The following is a 16,827-nucleotide window of genomic DNA, read 5'->3' on the forward strand; positions in this document are numbered from 1 at the left end:
TTGGTTTGTCGAAACACCTGACCCTATTTCTCATTAAAGGGCATACTAAGGCTATATGTATTTATTGGGAGGTATTATCTTGAACCAAAATAACAGCATACTATCTATTTACGCCCTAGGTGGGTTGAATGAGATTGGCAAAAACATGTATGCAATCGAATATGAAAACGATATACTTATAATCGATTGTGGCAATAAGTTTCCGGATGAAAGTCTATTAGGAATTGATTTGATTATCCCGGATATGACGTACTTAGAAGAAAATAAAGAGAAAGTTAGGGCTTTACTTATAACGCATGGACATGAAGATCATATCGGTGGAGTCCCGTTCTTTTTGAAAAAATTCAATGTACCTGTATACGCTACACGATTTACATTGGGCTTAATTGAACTAAAATTAAAAGAACACAAAATATTAAGGGAAAGCGAACTTATAGAAATTAATTCGGATTCAAACTTGAGTTTTGGAAACATAAGCGTAAGCTTTTTTAAAGTGACCCATAGTATTCCAGATTGTTTAGGAATCGTTTTTCAAACACCAGAGGGAAATATTGTGCATACTGGTGACTTTAAGTTTGATCTAACCCCTGAAAATGAACAACATTCCGATATTCATAAAATGGCTGAAATCGGTAATGGAGGAGTATTACTATTACTGTCGGAGAGTACAAATGCAGAACGTCCTGGCTTGACTCCTTCCGAACGGATGGTCGCTGAACATATGGAATCGGCTTTTATGAAAGCAAAACGAAAAGTTATCGTTTCTACTTTTGCATCTAATATTAGCAGGGTTCAACAAGTCGTGAATGCCGCACAAAAAGCGAACAGAAAACTAGCGTTACTAGGTCGCAGTATGGTGAATGTAGTAGATGTTGCGATGGAAAGAGGGTATTTAACCGTTCCAGATGGTATGATGATAGACCAACAAGAAATCAATGAACTACCTCCTGAAAAAGTAACGATTTTATGTACAGGAAGTCAAGGAGAACCAAATGCCGCACTTGCTCGCTTGTCTACTGGAAACTTTCGCGGTGTCGAAATTTTAAGTGATGATATGGTAATTTTCGCGGCAGGTCCTATCCCAGGTAATGAACGTAAAGTAACGAGTATTGTAGACAACCTAATTGGGATTGGAGCAAACGTCATTTATGGATCAGGAAGTTCTTCCGGAATGCATGTTTCTGGTCATGGTTATCAAGAAGACTTAAAACTTATGATAACATTAATGAAACCGAAATATTTTATTCCGATTCACGGGGAATTGAGAATGTTACACCATCACCGTCAGTTGGCAGAACAAGTAGGAGTAGAGCAAGGAAACACGTTTATTCTCAAAAACGGGGAGGTAGTGGATATTGAACAATCTATTGCCCGACAAACTCGAACCGTACCTATTGGAAATGCATACGTAGAAGGTGGAGCTGTTGGAAATGTTGGAGAATTTGTATTACGAGACCGTCAACAGTTTTCAGAGGATGGAATGCTCATCATTGTATTTACTATGAATAAAGTAGAAGGAAAACTACTTTCTGAGCCCGAAACAATCTCTCGTGGATATACCGATGGCGATTTCTCACAACTACGAAAAAACATCAACCGAATCACGAAAACAACGATTAGTGAGCTTAAAGAAACGAATAAAATAAAAGCAAATGTACTAAAAAAAGAAATAAAAAGATCCATCCAACAATATGTGTTCAATCAAACGAGGAAAAAACCAATGATTGTGCCTATAATTATTGAATTATAACGGAAGAAAATCAGAGGTCATCGATAAGACTCACCATTATTGGTGGGTCTAACTTAACTGTTTAACATATTATTCAAGGAGGTGTTGAGATGAGTAAAGCTAAATCAAAAGGTGGAACTGGAAGAGGGACAGGCAAAAAAGGCTGGAACCGCTGGCAATCAAGTGCAAACAAGAAAAAGAGTGCAAAACCTTATAAAAGTAAAGGCGTGAAAAACCCTACTGATGAGAGAAACGGGGACGGGGTTTAATATCGCATTATAAGGCAATAAATTATTGAAAATTCAAAAAACATGAAACTTTTCTTCTCCAACCAACGTATAGAAAGTAACAACTTAATGGGGGAGAAGACCATGTCATGAAACTTTTGCACCTTATCTCCTAAAGTACTATTCTAGGCATTGTCAGGGGGAAACAATATGTATTACGAAAGCGTATTATCCGCAATTAATTCCATACTATTTTGTTGGGTAGTATTTCTATTTTTCCAAAGAGTAAACAATCGCTATCCTTATCGAAATTCCTGGAAAAAGGATATCATACTTACATTTGTTCAAAGTGTGGTTATAGTCTTAGTTGCATTACCAATTTTATTCTACTTTATCAATCTATATAATTGAATCAATTTCGTAATTACGTTGAAAAACGAATAGTTTAGTGATATACAAAATAATATGTTTTTATTAAGGTGTATAAATACAGAATACGTTGCTATTATTCTTTTTTCAATTAGTAGTCATACATTATGAAACGGACTCAATTAAAATAGTGCTAAAAAAGTGCCAGGCCCCCAAGCCTTATAAAACATTAACTAGGCGGGGGGCTGGCACTTTTTTATCTTACTTATTTACGACGATCCTCAAACCATCCAATCAAATGCTCCAATCTTTCCAAACGATGCTTTGGCTTACCAGAACGGGACAAGTCATGATTCTCATCAGGGAAGCGAACTAACTTTGTCTCCACACCTAAACGCTTCAACGACACATACCATTGCTCTGCTTGCTCCATCGGACAACGTAAATCTTGTTCACTATGCAAAATTAACGTTGGTGTTTTAACATTACGAGCGTAGTGAAGAGGGGACAGCTTAATCAATCTTTCATAATCCTCCCACAGATCAGCCTTACCGTGTTGCCATTCCGTAAAGAAGAAACCAATATCACTCGTTCCGTAGAAGCTATGCCAGTTACAGATGCTTCGTTGCGTAACAGCTGCTTTAAAACGGTCTGTACGAGTAACAATAACGTTCGTCATGTACCCACCGTAACTTCCTCCTGTAACAAATAACTCCTCTTGATCAATATAATCAAAGGTCGCCAACGCATAATCCACACCAGCCATAATATCTTCATAATCCATTCCACCGTAATCACCGATAACAGCATTTACGAACTCATGACCATATCCATGGCTTCCACGCGGGTTCGTATATAGAACTACATAGCCTTTAGCAGCCATTAACTGCATTTCATGATGTAACCCGTTCCCATACGCAGTTGCGGGACCACCGTGAATTTGCAGGATCATTGGATATTTTTTGCCTTCTTCATAACCGAAAGGCTTCAAAATCCAACCCTCCACATCCACACCATCCGTACTGATATAATGGATGTTTTCCGGTGTGCTTAAGTGCACTTCTTTATAAAGCTCCTCGTTCCAATCCGTAACTTTTACCACATTTTCCACTTCACTCAAATCTTGCACAACTAAATCACCAGTAGAATGAGGAGTAGCAAGTACAAGAACTGCTTTGTCATCACTCAATACATCATACGAAGTAACACTTGCCACAGCCGGTGATAGAGCAGAAGAAACCTCGCCGTCCACACTCACCTTAAATAACTGACAATCGCCACCAACAGTAGCGTTGAAGTAAATGTTCTTACTCGCATCATCCCAAATTAAACGAGTTTCGGCCGTATCATACTTTGCATCAACCCCAACAAGATTTCCAACTGTGTAATCAAAATGCTCCGTTAAATTCTTACATTCACCAGTTTCTAAAGATAGAAGAAGAACATTAGAGTTACCTTGGCTTCTTTCTCCGCGAGTATGTCCAGCAAACGCTAGCCATTTCCCATCAGGCGAGAAGGATGGTGCCATAATGTATCCATTTCCATCGTAAACCAAAGACTCTTCTTTCGTATCCAAATCATATTTCCAAATCGCAGGTAAGTAACCCCACTCTTTATCTTCCGCCTTCGTACCAACATAGATCAAGCTCTTGCCATCCGGAGAAAAACGAGGTTGACCGAAATCATGCTCACCTTCCGTTACCTTCTTAAACGCTTTTGTCTCGATATCAAACAAGTACACATGCTTACGATCTTCATTATAAATCCCAACCCCATCACCTTTATAACGAAGTCTAGTAATCACTTTCACATCACTTTTTTTCTCATCTTCTTTTTCCTTTTCTGAAAAATTATCCAATGCACCATGCACAGTCACAGCAAGCTGCTTTCCATCAGGTGACCAAGTAAACTCACCAATTCCTTGCTTCACATCTGTTAGTTGGATAGCCTCACCGCCATCCGTATGTAAAAGCCAAACCTGATTTTTGCCAGTACGGTTAGATCGAAACGCAAGCGTACTTCCATCAGGAGACCATTTTGGAGTAACATCTTTCACTAAGTGATCTTTAGAATAATGAGAAGTGAATTGTCTTCCGTTTCCATTAAGGTCTGTTAAATAAATATAAGAATAGTACCCATCTTTTTCCTTATCTACATGCGTTAACACATAGGCTACCTTATCTTTCGTAGGGGAAACTTGCGGATCTCCTACAAACTTAAATTTACACAAATCATCTGCCGTAATAGGTCGTTTTGCCATCATCCATACCTCCATTGAGTAGAGGGGACAGACACCTTGATGCATCGATGAATCTAGGTGTCTGACCCCATAATGTAAAATCTATAAATCTATCATAACATTTCGAGGAGCGAAGTAAAAATGATTTATTCGATAGTTCAGTATTTTCAGTGAGAAATGAGGACGGGGTTCATTTCTCATTTTAAAAATGAGTCGAGGGGTCAGACACCTTGATACATCGTAGTGTAAAGTAGGAATTGTAATATTTATGTAGAATACATATGTAGAAGTAATAACAGTAAATAATAGAAAAAGGTGAAATTAGTGATTGATAAATTAAAAAACGTACCACATAAGCTGTTATTTGCAGTTGGTTTCTCGTTAGTTTTAGTTAGTGGTTTACTAGCTTTTACTAATTTTTGGTTAAATATTATTTCAGCTTTAACGTTGTTTGTTGCGGTGTTAATTATACTACTTGCTGCAGATCAGAGACACCAAGCTACTAGAAAGTGAAAAATGGGAACGGGGTTTCATTTCTCATTAATATTGCCAGCCCCAGAAACGTATAAAAAATTTTAACGTGTAGAGGAACAGGCACCTAAGTTAAATGTATTTTATCCACGCTTTAAACCATCTTTTTTTATAAATAAAAGCAACGCTATTCAAAAGAAAAGTGGGGATTTGTTTAGGTATGAATCTTCTTCTGTAGAGTTTGTATGCCTTCTTTAAATCTTCCCATTGAGAACATTCTCCTCTTTGGCGAAATCGTGCCACATCAATCAATTTCACATGGCCATCTTTTGTAAGAATGATGTTACGTAGATGCACATCAGAAGGATTTAATCCAACACCTCTGACCAACTTTAATGCCATATCAACTTCTAAAATGTGCTTATACTTTATCGGAATACCTTTTATAAGGCAATTGAAAAATGTTTGACCGGAAATATAATCTATCACAATATAATTCTCTCCATAAGCATGTAATGTAGGGAAGAACGGGTTTTCTTTTAACATGGTGTAAACAGTAGTCTCTTCTTTTCCTATTTCTCTATGTGTAGGAAAGTACACTTTTATAACTAAGTTTGTAGATTTAATTTTGAATGCATACGCACTTCGTCCTTTACCAACAAGCTCTAGCTCATTTGCCTTGTCAAGCAATCTAACAGTAGATCCATATATTTTATATATAACGCTATTAGCTAGTTCTTCATATGTTTTCATTGTTCGTTACCTCCTGATAGTCTGCTAGAAAAACAAAAAACCTTTACCATATATGGTAAAGGTTGGTTAACAGAATATCTAAAAGGCGCCTTACCATCTGGTAAAGGTCTTGCTAACAACGTAATGTTGCCAATACTGCCGAGAGCAATATTGCTCTGTCATGACGACATGTATTGTAAAAGCTACTCCCCTTTAATAGGAATATTTATTTGTAAAATAAGAATAAGATATGGAAGGAGTTTTGTCAATGTATATTATATACTTGTAAACTTCCATAGGTTGGACAAGAACTAATTACTACTATGACTTTATATTATTAGACGTTTTTGTTAAAGTGGAGTATATATATAAACTGAAATACATAGGGGGGATCTAGTGATGGGATACTTAGAATTCCTTTGGGCGTACATAGTAGTATTCGTTTTAGCAGCCATTCCATTTTTTGAAGGATACGGAGTAATTGCTCTAGCTATTTTCGCGGGCTTACCAGTAATACCAGTTGTAATACTAGCTATACTTGGCAACATATTGACTGTCATTTTGCTGATTATTTTTATCAATAAACTTAAAGAATGGAGAAAGAAACGTAAAGGTGAAGAAGAGGAAAGGGAGCCGAGCAAAAGAGCATTACGTGCTCAAAAGCTATGGCAGAAATATGGCTTGCCAGGTCTTGCATTCATCGGCCCACTTATTGTAGGTAGTCATCTTGCCGCATTTATGAGTCTTTCATTTGGAGGAACGAAAAAAGGAACCTCTATTTGGATGACGACAAGCATCATCGTTTGGAGCATTGTTTTTGCTGTATTAACTCATTTTGGGGTAGATTTTTTAGGATATGGGGACAGAGGATTTTTTAAGCAAATCATTGAAAACGAATAAAGATTAACGTTGTAGAAATTAATTGAGTCTTTAATCGAGAAAGAGTATCCTACACATAAAAAATCGTCTAGTTTTTAACTAGACGATTTTTTTATAAGACTTGAAACTTCTTGATCTTTTTTCTTCGGAATATAGTCAAATATTTTGTTTGATTCCAAATCATCGACAAGTCGGTTTAACCAATCATAATATTCTAAAGCATAATGGAGTTTGTCGATATCAAATTTAGTCATTGTTTTTAAATCATCAGGTGTAGACGGGTCCTGAATGATCTCTTCTAATTCTATTAATGATTTGTCTATCATTGCTATATTAGTATGAATACCTGCGCGCCATTTAATAGAGAAAAGACCAACAAACGATTTAAACCAATCATCGTTACTTTCGTAATAATCTTTACGATCTCCTTTTTTCCACACCTTGTCTACCATTTGCATTTCCTGGAGCTGTCTGACTGAAGTGCTCATACTTGTTTTGCTCATGCCTAGCTCTTCTTTCATTTCATCTAGCGTCATCGGTTTTTCACTAAAGTAGAGTAGACCATATAACCTTCCGACAGAAGGGGTTATACCATATAAACTCATGTTTTGTGCCATGCTATCAATAAATCGCTCTCGAGCCTTTAAGAGCTTTTCATTAGTGATTTCCATTACTTCACTTCCTTGAAATTTCTACCTTTAGCGTATCATATTTAATTATAAAATAAAATTTGTAATATAACTGTAATATGGAGCATTTGGTCGCAATTGTAAGAATTCAGTGTGTTTTATACGTACAGTTTAAACTGTACGGACTATACGATAGAAATATCAAGGTATATGGACTTTGTGGAAAAAATATGCACTTTGTATAATAAGAAAGTACCAAATAAGGGAACAAACATAGACAAAATTATTGAATATATTACTTTTCACCTGTTTTTATGACTAGCAACAAGAATGATTAACGGAATAATCCGTGTATTCAGTGAGAAGCTTTCGCCAAAGGAGAAATACGAATGAATAAAATTGAAGTACATAATTTAACAAAGGTTTTTGGGAAAAATCCAAAGGAAGGAATTAATAGATTGAACCTAGGTCAAGACAAAGAACAGATTTTAGAAGAGACTGGCCTTACTGTCGGTGTGAATAAAGCTTCTTTTGAAGTAAAAGCTGGTGAGTTCTTTGTTATTATGGGTCTTTCTGGTAGTGGAAAGTCTACATTGATTCGTCTTGTTAATCGATTAATTGAACCGACAGATGGAGAAGTACTTATCGATGGAGAAAACATTACTAAGATGAACAAAAACGAACTTATTGATATTAGACGAAAAAAGCTTGCAATGGTTTTTCAAAAGTTCGCCTTATTTCCACATCGAACAGTTAAGGAAAATGTGGAATTTGGTCTAGAGGTTCAAGGTGTCTCAAAGAGTGAAAGAGAAGAGAAAGCATTAAAGTCTATCTATGATGTAGGCCTAAAAGGCTATGAAAATAGTTATCCAGACGAGCTAAGTGGTGGAATGCAACAAAGAGTTGGACTAGCTCGTGCCCTTGCTAATGACTCTGATATTCTACTGATGGATGAAGCATTCAGTGCGTTAGACCCTATCATTCGAAAAGAAATGCAAGATGAGCTATTAACCTTGCAGAGTAAGTATGGCAAAACAATTCTATTTATTACGCATGACCTAGATGAAGCATTAAAACTAGGAGATAGAATTGCCATTATGAAAAACGGTTCAATTGTCCAAATTGGCACAGCAGAAGAAATTTTAGAAAATCCAGCAAATGAATACGTTTATAACTTTGTAGAAGATGTAGACCGTTCAAAGGTTTTAGTTGCTTCCAACATTATGAAGAAGCCAGATGTCGTGACTGTTTGGAAAGACGGCCCAAGAGTAGCGGTGAAAAAGATGGAAGAAGCGGGTATATCTAGTATTTTTGTTGTGGATAAAGATAAAAAGTTAAAAGGTATACTAACGATTGATGCAGCAATTGAAGCTTATAAAGAAATTAAATGGGTGGAAGATGTATTAGAACAAGGGTACCACACAACTGCACCTGATACGCCGTTGAGTGAATTAATTGGTGTTGCGGCGGAATCGAAGTATCCAATTGCGGTAGTAGAAGATGATAGATTACTAGGAATTATCGTGAGAGTATCTATTTTATCTGGTCTCGTTTTAGGTAAAGAGCAAGGTGAGGTGACAACATGAATTACTTCACACTTCCATTAGAAGATTGGACAAATCATTTCGTTTATACGTATTTAATTCCCATATTTGGTGGCTTCTTTGATTTCATCAGAGGCATTATTTCTTTCTTTATTAATGGTGTTGCAGATTTATTTACTTTTATACCAGCAGAGATTATGGCACTTATTCTAGTTATCTTAGCTTGGAAGTTTGCAGGGAAAGGGATCGCTATATTTACCGTTTTCGGTGCACTTTATTTAGGGTCTGTTAACTTGTGGGATGCAGCAATGCTTACATTAGCAGTAGTAGTAGTTGCTACGTTATTCTCTATTATTATTGGAATCCCACTAGGTATTTTAACAGCGAAAAATAAAACGTTAGATGCATTAGTGAGACCAATCCTAGACTTTATGCAAACTTTACCAAGTTTTGTATATTTAATTCCAGCTATCTTACTATTTGGCTTGGGAGAAGTACCGGCAGTTATTTCTACCTTTGTATTTGCTACACCTCCAGCAGTAAGAATGACAAGCTTAGGTATTAAGCAAGTACCAACAGATATGGTAGAAGCAGCTAAGGCTTTTGGATCTACACCTTGGCAAATGCTGACGAAGGTACAATTACCGATTGCTATTCCAACTATTATGGCTGGAGTCAATCAAACTATTATGCTAGCACTTTCCATGGCTGTTATTGCCTCTATGATTGGTGCACCAGGTTTAGGTTCGACCGTTTTAGCGGGAATTTCTAGTGTAAACGTAGGAAAAGGGTTAGTCGGGGGACTAGGTATTGTAGTGTTAGCTATTATACTAGACCGCATTACACAAGGATTAGGTAATACAAAAAAGAGAAAAGGGTGAGTGGGGAATGAAGAAGATTAGTGTATTGTTTATTTTAGTTTTTACTATATTAGTAGGGTGTTCAAGTAATGATGGAAGTACAGGTGGAGATTCAAAGGATGTAACGATTAAGTTTGGTGTGACACCTTGGACTAGTACAGTACCTCCAACAAAAGTAGCAAAATTACTTTTAGAAGACATGGGGTATAAAGTGGAGGAAACAAACGCAGATGCAGGGGGAGTTTATACTGGCTTATCCCGTGGAGATTTAGATGTATTTATGGATTCATGGTTACCAGTTATGCATGCGAATTATATGGAGCAATTTGGGGACAATATAGCAAGTACTTCTGTAAGTTATCTTGATGGAGAATTAGGTTGGGTTATTCCAACGTATGTAGAAGGAATTGACTCTGTTGAAGATCTGATTGGTAATGAAGACTTATTTGATGGAAAGTTATACAGTATTGAAGAAGGTGCAGGTATGACCATGACATCTCGTGAAATGATTGAAGAATTAGGACTAGACTTAGAAGTTGTTCCGTCAAGTGAAGGTGGAATGATAGCACAAGCACAACGTATGATGGCAAATGAAGAACCAGTACTATTTTTAGGATGGAGACCACATCCAATGTTTGCGAATTATGACTTAAAGGTTTTACCAAGTCCGGAAGGCTTCTTTGATACTTCTGAAGTGCATGTTATTACGAATAATGATTTAAAAGAAAAAGCTCCAGAGGCTTACGAATTCTTAAGTAATTGGAGTATGAACGTATCGGATATCGAAGCGATGATCGTACAAATCGAAGACGAAGGTCGCGATGCTGAAGAAGTTGCTCAAGAGTGGATTGATAACCACCAAGATGAAGTGAAAGCGATGACTGGTAATTAATTTTTAAATTGGTAAGGATGAATCAAAGGGAAAAGCCTTTTGATTCATCCTTTTTTTATGAAAACCTTTACAAAATCTTTTTGAAAGGATATAAATAAAAAAAATAGCTGCATATATTGTAACAGAGGTTAGAATAAATATTATTTGATTCTACTCAAAATATACAGAAAAGGGGGTTGTTCTTGATGCAAAGGTCCGGCTTTCTATTGCTTTCTTATTTTGTTGCTTCCTTACTGTTTATGGAGATACTATTTCGTATCATTTCAGATAACCATGCTATTGAACTTTTTTCAACAGGGCTATTTTATTCAACCTTATTTTCTATTTCATTAGCATTCTTACTATGTGTTTTAGTATCTACTAAGTGGGTTACGTTAAATAAGATTCTTACCATAATTGTTTTATTTATAATGGGTATTCTTTACACCAGTCAATTTATATACCACGATGTATTCAAAACCATCTATAACTTTTCGTCTGCTGGGAATGCTGGGCAAGTTTTTGGGTTTAAGGATACAATGTTTCGAACAATTAAATTGAATTTCCATTGGATTTTACTTACCTTTTTACCCGCGATCCTACTTCCATTCCTTTTCATACGAAATAAAATGACATTCCATCCATTTAAGAAACAAGTAGTTCTTCTTTATCTCTTCTTATTCTTCCTAATGCATTCTGTTGGTATTTTATTTATTTCATTTGGAGATGATCATCGGGCGAATTCTGCTTATGATCTTTACTATAAAAGTAGTTCCCCTGTTTTATCTGTAGATCGTTTAGGGCTGTTGACTACTTTAAGATTAGATATTCAACGTCACGTGACGAAATGGAGCCCTAGTGTAAACATTCCATTACCACCTGTTGAGGCTGGGGGGAAAACAGAAGAGGAGAAAAAGCCCCCAAATAATAAAGAAGTTGAGATAAAATACAATGAACTAGAAATTGATTTTGATACATTAATAGAGAAAGAACAAGACGAGGGAATAAAACAATTACATTACTACTTCCAACAACGCCAACCTTCAAAAAAGAATGAATACACTGGGAAATTTGAAGGGTACAATTTCATTTTTATCACTGCAGAAGCGTTTGCTCCTTATGCTGCACATAAAGAAGTAACACCAACTCTTTACAAACTAGTAAATGAGGGATTTCGTTTTACAGATTTCTATGTACCTACTTGGGATGTGAGTACTTCTGACGGTGAATATGTAGCAACCACTGGGCTTATACCGAAGCCAGCCGTTTGGAGCTATTCTCGTTCAAGCAAAAATCATCAACCGTTCGCTATGGGGAATCAATTAAGAGCCCTAGGTTACACAACGAAAGCGTATCATAATTATACCTATTCGTATTACGACCGAGATAAATCGCATCCTAATATGGGATATGATTATAAGGGGATTGGGAATGGCTTAAATGTAGAAAAGTCATGGCCTCCTTCTGATTTAGAAATGATGAAAGAAACCATTCCAGAATTTATCCATTCCGAATCATTTCATGTATACTACATGACAGTAAGCGGGCATTTAGAATACAATTTCTTCGGTCAAGCAATGGCATGGAAAAATAAAAGCTATGTGGACCATTTAGATCTTTCAACGCAAGCACAAGCCTATCTTGCGACACAAGTTGAATTTGATTTAGCAATGGAATACCTTTTGAACGAATTAGAGGCAGCAGGAGTGTTAGAGAATACGTTGATTGTGATAAGTGCGGACCATTATCCATATGGATTGGATTTTGAAACGATAAATGAATTATCAGGCAAAGAAGTGGATATCGACTTCGGCATTCACAAAAGTGAACTAATTATTTATGCGCATGGCGAGGAGAGCATTGTTATTAATGAACCAACCTCTAGCCTTGATATTATGCCTACCATCTCAAATCTATTAGGAATAGAATTCGATTCTCGTTTACTAATGGGAAGAGATATATTCTCTGATATAGAACCATTAGTTATCTTTAGAGATAGAAGCTTTATTACAAAAGAAGGAAAGTACCTTTCTCGTACAGGGGAATTTACTCCAAATGAAGGTACGGATGTGGACCAGCCGTATATAGATCGTATAGCAAACGATGTAAACCAACGCTTTTATGTTTCTTCTAGAATACTAGACTTGGATTATTATAGAAGACTTTTATTTGATAAATAAGCGAAAATGTAAAGGTCCTATTCTCTTGCAATATTAGGTGCCTGAGCCCCAGTGTGTTTAAAGTATTAGCCAGGGGGGGAGGTACCTTCATGTTGTGAAAGGAATTACAATTTTTAGCAGGTGATTTTGTTTTTAAAGAGAATATTTAATATAAATAAGCGAGAAATTAAAGGAGGAAACAATTTGAGCCAAGTATGTGTTATTGGTATTTATGTACCTAATATTCAGAAGGCTATTGATTTTTATACTACAGTTTTAGGCTTCGAAGTAAATAAACAATATGGGGATAAGATTGTAACACTCGTTAACGGAAATCTACCAATAGTTTTAGAGGAATCGGAAAAATTTTCATACAATGCAAATAGCAATGCTACAGGAGTAGTTTTAGGATTAAAAACAGAGGATATTGAACACACAGTAAAAATGTTAAAAGAACATAAAGTTGATTTCATTTTGGATGAGCCTACTAAATGTCCTCCAGGAAAATATATTAGTTTTCGAGATCCATTCGGAAATGTCTTAGAATATCTACAATTTGACGTCGAAGGGACAGACCCCTCGATGCATCAATAAATCTTGGTGTCTGACCCCCTTGGTGCGTTAAGAAAAGGTGGCATCCCGACGTATTTGGGGATGGCACCGCACTTAATTTTTAAATCCTGTATAGACATGAATAGCATCTCTTAAAAATTCAGCGACCCCCTCCTGATCTTTATCATAGTTGGCTTTAAATCTTTCGTCATCTACATAAATCCGGACAACACCAGCATGAGCCTCTTTACTGTATTCAGACCAGTAGAATGTTAGCCATCTTTTATGCAAATCAGCTGCTTTTTGTGCAAGATCACTCGAAGGATCACCCGTTTTAAAAGCTTAACGGTATATTCTATCTTTTCACCTTCTACCTAAACTTTACTTTACACCTTAACGTTGCGTTAATGTAAATAGGTAATTTTAAATAACTGCGTCTAAGGGCCAGAGTACGTAAAAGTATCACTTACTGAATCAGTTAATAATGGTGTCACTATTGTTGAAACGAAAATAAGTCTTGAGGTTCAACTGACATAAAAGTTTGTTTATAGCTGAACTTCATAAGGCCAATGAAGTTCAATCGTGATAAAAAAATGATAGTAGTTGAACTTCATAAGGCCGATGAAGTTCAATCGTGATAAAAAAATGACAGTAGATGAACTTCATAAGGCCGATGAAGTTCATTTGGCATAAAAAAATGTTTGCAGATGAACTTCATAAGGCCAATGAAGTTCAATCGTGATAAAAAAATGATAGTAGATGAACTTCATAAGGCCAATGAAGTTCAATCGTGATAAAAAAATGATAGTAGATGAACTTCATAAGGCCGATGAAGTTCATTTGGCATAAAAAAATGTTTGCAGAGGAACTTCATTTAATATAAAAGTAGAATCTTGGTGTCTGACACCTTGGTCCGTTTTATCTTGATAATGGCTATTTTTCTGTTTTATGAGCAAGCAAAAATACTACTTGTTAATTGATTACAAATCCATGGTTAAGCAAGCTTTATCTGGGAAATATAAGGAGGTATCAAACGAAAAAGGTGTGATAATGAAACATGAATGAAAAACAAGAAAAAATGCTACAAACTATTCGGGATGCTAAGGAAAGTATCTCTAAAATGGCAGTAGAATATTGGAAATTGTACTCCTGGTTCGATGATTGGCAATTTTGGGTTGTTGCAACAATGTTAATTGTTCCACTGATTGTCCTATTTATTAAAATAGATAGGAGCAAAATGCTTCTACTTGGGTTTTATGGGTTAAATTATCACATTTGGTTCGCTTATACGAATTCAGCAGGGATTAGAATGGGATTGTGGGAGTACCCATACGAAATTCTCCCGATTTTACCTAGTTTTGCTTTAGATGCCTCGCTAGTACCGGTTGCTTATATGCTCATATATCAATGGACGATTAATCATAAAAAGAATTTTTATTTGTACTCTACTTTATTATCAGCTGTTTTTGCATTTATATTAAAACCTATACTAGTAAGCCACAATTTCTTTAGAATGTTTGAGTTTGTAAACTACTTTTATTTGTTCTTATTCTACGTAGGTTTTTTTGTAATTTCTAAGTTGATTACAAACTTGTTTCTAAAGCTTCAGAAAAGTGCATCGAAAGGACATACCCTTTGATGTATAAGTGAATTGTGGTGTCTGACCCCATGGTTCATAAAGTAAAAAACTCCCAAGTCTAATTAGACAGGGAGTTTATTTCTAATGCTAAATTATTTTATACTGTCACACAATTAATTTTACACAAGCTGTCTTCCCATTTTGGCTAGTGCGTATTGAATGCCGTGTTGCAACGTTTGGAAGAAATAAAATTTCGAGAAATCAATGTTTGACTTAGAAATAGACATACTCAGTTCGGAAGAGATTCCTACGAGGATTACATCTGTTCCGATTAATTTAGAAGCTAGGCATATTTTTTCAATAAAGCTAGTTGTGTTTTCACAAATATTTCGATCTATACCTGTTAAATCCAATATTAAATAATTTGCTTTGTATGAAGGGAGGTTATTTAATGTTTTTTCAACTAATTCTTCCGAACGTTCTAAATCATATTTCCCTACTAATGGAACAACAACAATTCCTTCCAGTACTGGGATGATAGGAGAGGAAATTTGTTTAACAAGTTCCTGTAGTTCTCTCGTTTTGTCATTAACCATGCTTTCTAATTTAACGATTTGTTCCGATTCTTTTTTTCTTGCTAGTTGGTGTATATTTTCTGTAACTGTAATATCAGATGGAAAGTAATTAATAACCGTATGTTCATTACCTTCCACCTGGTATTTTATTACTTTATACCAAATATTCTTATTAAATAATCCGGAAAATACGCCTGCAAAGTGCGCAGGAAGAAAGTTTCCACCAGTTGTTTTACCTTGAGCCACATTTAATTTGTGCTCCCAACTATCTTTTAATAGCACGGTAACTGTTTTAGCGTCAAAATCTAAGTTTTCAATTGTAGTACGTCCCCACCCTGCAGCTGCATATGTACTTGCAATGGCTTCCGCTGCTTCTGCAACACTAACTTGCTTCATTTTCTCAAAAAATTCACCAACAACAAGTCCTTGGCGAAATCCTGTTGCTTCAAAAACTAAATTGGATGATTCTTCACCTGAGATTTCCTCTATGGTATCAAAGAACGTTTTCATTGCTGTTGTTATCCAAAAAAGAACAGAATCTCTTTCTTCAAAAAGAAATTCTCCTTTTTCTACATCCCATTTAAATTCAGTTCCTTCGATTTTTATACTTGTCTTATCCGCCATGCTATTTTCCCCCTCGTATAAAATTCTTTATATTTGAATCGATTTCATAATTACGGTTCTTTTAGTGAAAAACGAATTATCTTCTCTAAAAAACATAGTATGTTCATCTTTGAGAGTCTTCACAAGTGAATAGAGCCTTAAAATTCGTTTTTCGTGTAGTAATGATTCTTTATGAAACGGACTCATGTAGATGGATAACCTCATTATAAAGGATTAAATAAAAACATGTCTATAAAAGTGGTTTATGTGTCACGAAGTGCACCGAGGAGACAGACCCTTTGAGGCATTATTGAATTGCGGTGTCTGACCCCTCGATACACTATTCACTCTTTAATAACTCTAACTGAATTTCTATTATTTCTGGTCTATTAAAAATTCTAAACGGTATGATGCTATTACCGAGCCCTCTGTTGACAATCATGACGGTGTTATCTTTAGTATGTGTACCTGCTGTATATTTCGGAAAGAACCCGTGATTAGGAGCGACTAATCCACCTACGAATGGGATTCTAACTTGTCCACCGTGGGCATTGCCTGATAAAACGAGTTCCAAACTATACTGGACATCTAAAGAAAAAAATTCAGGTCGATGGGACAGTAGTATTTTGAAACTATCATGATCGAGTCCGTCTAACGTATCTTCTAAAGCTTCCTTAATAATTCCTGACTCACCATAACTGTCATTTGTTTTGGCAGGTTCATCAATTCCAACTATATGCATTTGACTATTACTACAATTACCTATATAAGAGATGATGATTACATGAAGAAGAAACTCATAAGAAAGT

The 16,827-nt window shown here is 35.9% G+C and carries 15 protein-coding genes and 1 pseudogene; 10 read left to right on the forward strand and 6 right to left on the reverse strand.

The genetic code is table 11. The features are described 5' to 3' along the window. Positions 1-55: 55 nt before the first annotated feature. Together CDZ92_RS04590 and CDZ92_RS04595 are read left to right on the forward strand one after the other, a co-directional pair. Entirely contained in the window at positions 56-1,750 is a 1,695-nt protein-coding gene (locus CDZ92_RS04590) for a ribonuclease J (RefSeq protein WP_096153935.1), read from the forward strand. An 89-nt stretch (positions 1,751-1,839) separates the two neighbouring features. Further along, a complete protein-coding gene (locus CDZ92_RS04595; protein ID WP_096153937.1) occupies positions 1,840-1,998 on the forward strand; it encodes a DUF3934 domain-containing protein in 159 nt (52 codons plus the stop codon). Between the two features lie 592 nt (positions 1,999-2,590). Here the strand turns inward: CDZ92_RS04595 and CDZ92_RS04605 are convergent. Next, complete coding sequence (locus tag CDZ92_RS04605) at positions 2,591-4,585, reverse strand: alpha/beta hydrolase family protein (RefSeq protein ID WP_096153941.1); 1,995 nt, start codon at positions 4,583-4,585, stop codon at positions 2,591-2,593. Positions 4,586-4,888: 303 nt separating this feature from the next. Between CDZ92_RS04605 and CDZ92_RS04610 the strand changes: the two genes are divergently transcribed. Then, positions 4,889-5,077: a hypothetical protein gene (locus CDZ92_RS04610; protein ID WP_096153943.1), complete on the forward strand. Its 189-nt coding sequence runs from the start codon at positions 4,889-4,891 to the stop codon at positions 5,075-5,077. Between the two features lie 90 nt (positions 5,078-5,167). Here CDZ92_RS04610 and CDZ92_RS04615 read toward each other — a convergent pair whose 3' ends face one another. After that, positions 5,168-5,788, reverse strand: coding sequence for a serine/threonine protein kinase (locus CDZ92_RS04615; protein WP_096153945.1), 621 nt, complete (start codon positions 5,786-5,788; stop codon positions 5,168-5,170). A gap of 378 nt (positions 5,789-6,166) precedes the next feature. Here CDZ92_RS04615 and CDZ92_RS04620 point away from each other — a divergent pair, with 378 nt between their 5' ends. After that, positions 6,167-6,667, forward strand: coding sequence for a small multi-drug export protein (locus tag CDZ92_RS04620; protein ID WP_096153946.1), 501 nt, complete (start codon positions 6,167-6,169; stop codon positions 6,665-6,667). A 74-nt stretch (positions 6,668-6,741) separates the two neighbouring features. On the opposite strand, the gene CDZ92_RS04625 is transcribed toward CDZ92_RS04620, so the two are convergent. Beyond that, on the reverse strand, positions 6,742-7,317 hold the full coding sequence (locus CDZ92_RS04625; protein ID WP_096153948.1) for a GbsR/MarR family transcriptional regulator: 576 nt from the start codon (positions 7,315-7,317) through the stop codon (positions 6,742-6,744). 347 nt (positions 7,318-7,664) lie between these two features. Here CDZ92_RS04625 and CDZ92_RS04630 point away from each other — a divergent pair, with 347 nt between their 5' ends. The 5 genes from CDZ92_RS04630 (at position 7,665) to CDZ92_RS04650 (ending at position 13,303) form a co-directional block, all read left to right on the forward strand. Beyond that, a complete protein-coding gene (locus CDZ92_RS04630) occupies positions 7,665-8,861 on the forward strand; it encodes a quaternary amine ABC transporter ATP-binding protein (protein ID WP_096153949.1) in 1,197 nt (398 codons plus the stop codon). Further along, positions 8,858-9,700 (forward strand): ABC transporter permease, encoded by an 843-nt coding sequence (locus tag CDZ92_RS04635; RefSeq protein WP_096153951.1) that lies wholly within the window; start codon positions 8,858-8,860, stop codon positions 9,698-9,700. The genes CDZ92_RS04630 and CDZ92_RS04635 overlap by 4 nt, the downstream gene beginning before the upstream one ends. Before the next feature lie 7 nt (positions 9,701-9,707). Next, positions 9,708-10,571, forward strand: a complete 864-nt coding sequence (locus tag CDZ92_RS04640) for a glycine betaine ABC transporter substrate-binding protein (RefSeq protein WP_096153953.1) — start codon at positions 9,708-9,710, stop codon at positions 10,569-10,571. Positions 10,572-10,756: 185 nt separating this feature from the next. Next, complete coding sequence (locus CDZ92_RS04645) at positions 10,757-12,730, forward strand: LTA synthase family protein (RefSeq protein ID WP_096153955.1); 1,974 nt, start codon at positions 10,757-10,759, stop codon at positions 12,728-12,730. A 183-nt stretch (positions 12,731-12,913) separates the two neighbouring features. After that, entirely contained in the window at positions 12,914-13,303 is a 390-nt protein-coding gene (locus CDZ92_RS04650; protein WP_096153956.1) for a VOC family protein, read from the forward strand. A 72-nt stretch (positions 13,304-13,375) separates the two neighbouring features. Here CDZ92_RS04650 and CDZ92_RS04655 read toward each other — a convergent pair. After that, positions 13,376-13,603 (reverse strand): annotated as a pseudogene (locus CDZ92_RS04655) (TipAS antibiotic-recognition domain-containing protein); the annotation flags it as partial. A gap of 715 nt (positions 13,604-14,318) precedes the next feature. Between CDZ92_RS04655 and CDZ92_RS04660 the strand changes: the two are divergent. Further along, positions 14,319-14,900 carry a CBO0543 family protein gene (locus tag CDZ92_RS04660; protein ID WP_096153960.1) on the forward strand — a complete coding sequence of 194 codons (582 nt, stop codon included), beginning with the start codon at positions 14,319-14,321 and terminating at the stop codon, positions 14,898-14,900. Between the two features lie 119 nt (positions 14,901-15,019). Here CDZ92_RS04660 and CDZ92_RS04665 read toward each other — a convergent pair whose 3' ends face one another. Then, positions 15,020-16,039, reverse strand: a complete 1,020-nt coding sequence (locus tag CDZ92_RS04665) for an STAS domain-containing protein (RefSeq protein ID WP_096153961.1) — start codon at positions 16,037-16,039, stop codon at positions 15,020-15,022. Positions 16,040-16,358: 319 nt separating this feature from the next. Next, a complete protein-coding gene (locus tag CDZ92_RS04670; RefSeq protein WP_096153963.1) occupies positions 16,359-16,760 on the reverse strand; it encodes a metallophosphoesterase in 402 nt (133 codons plus the stop codon). Positions 16,761-16,827 lie beyond the last annotated feature (67 nt).

Origin of the sequence: Bacillus sp. FJAT-45066 (genome assembly GCF_002335755.1) — a bacterium.
GTDB classification, from domain to species: domain Bacteria; phylum Bacillota; class Bacilli; order Bacillales; family Bacillaceae_I; genus Bacillus_CD; species Bacillus_CD alkalisoli.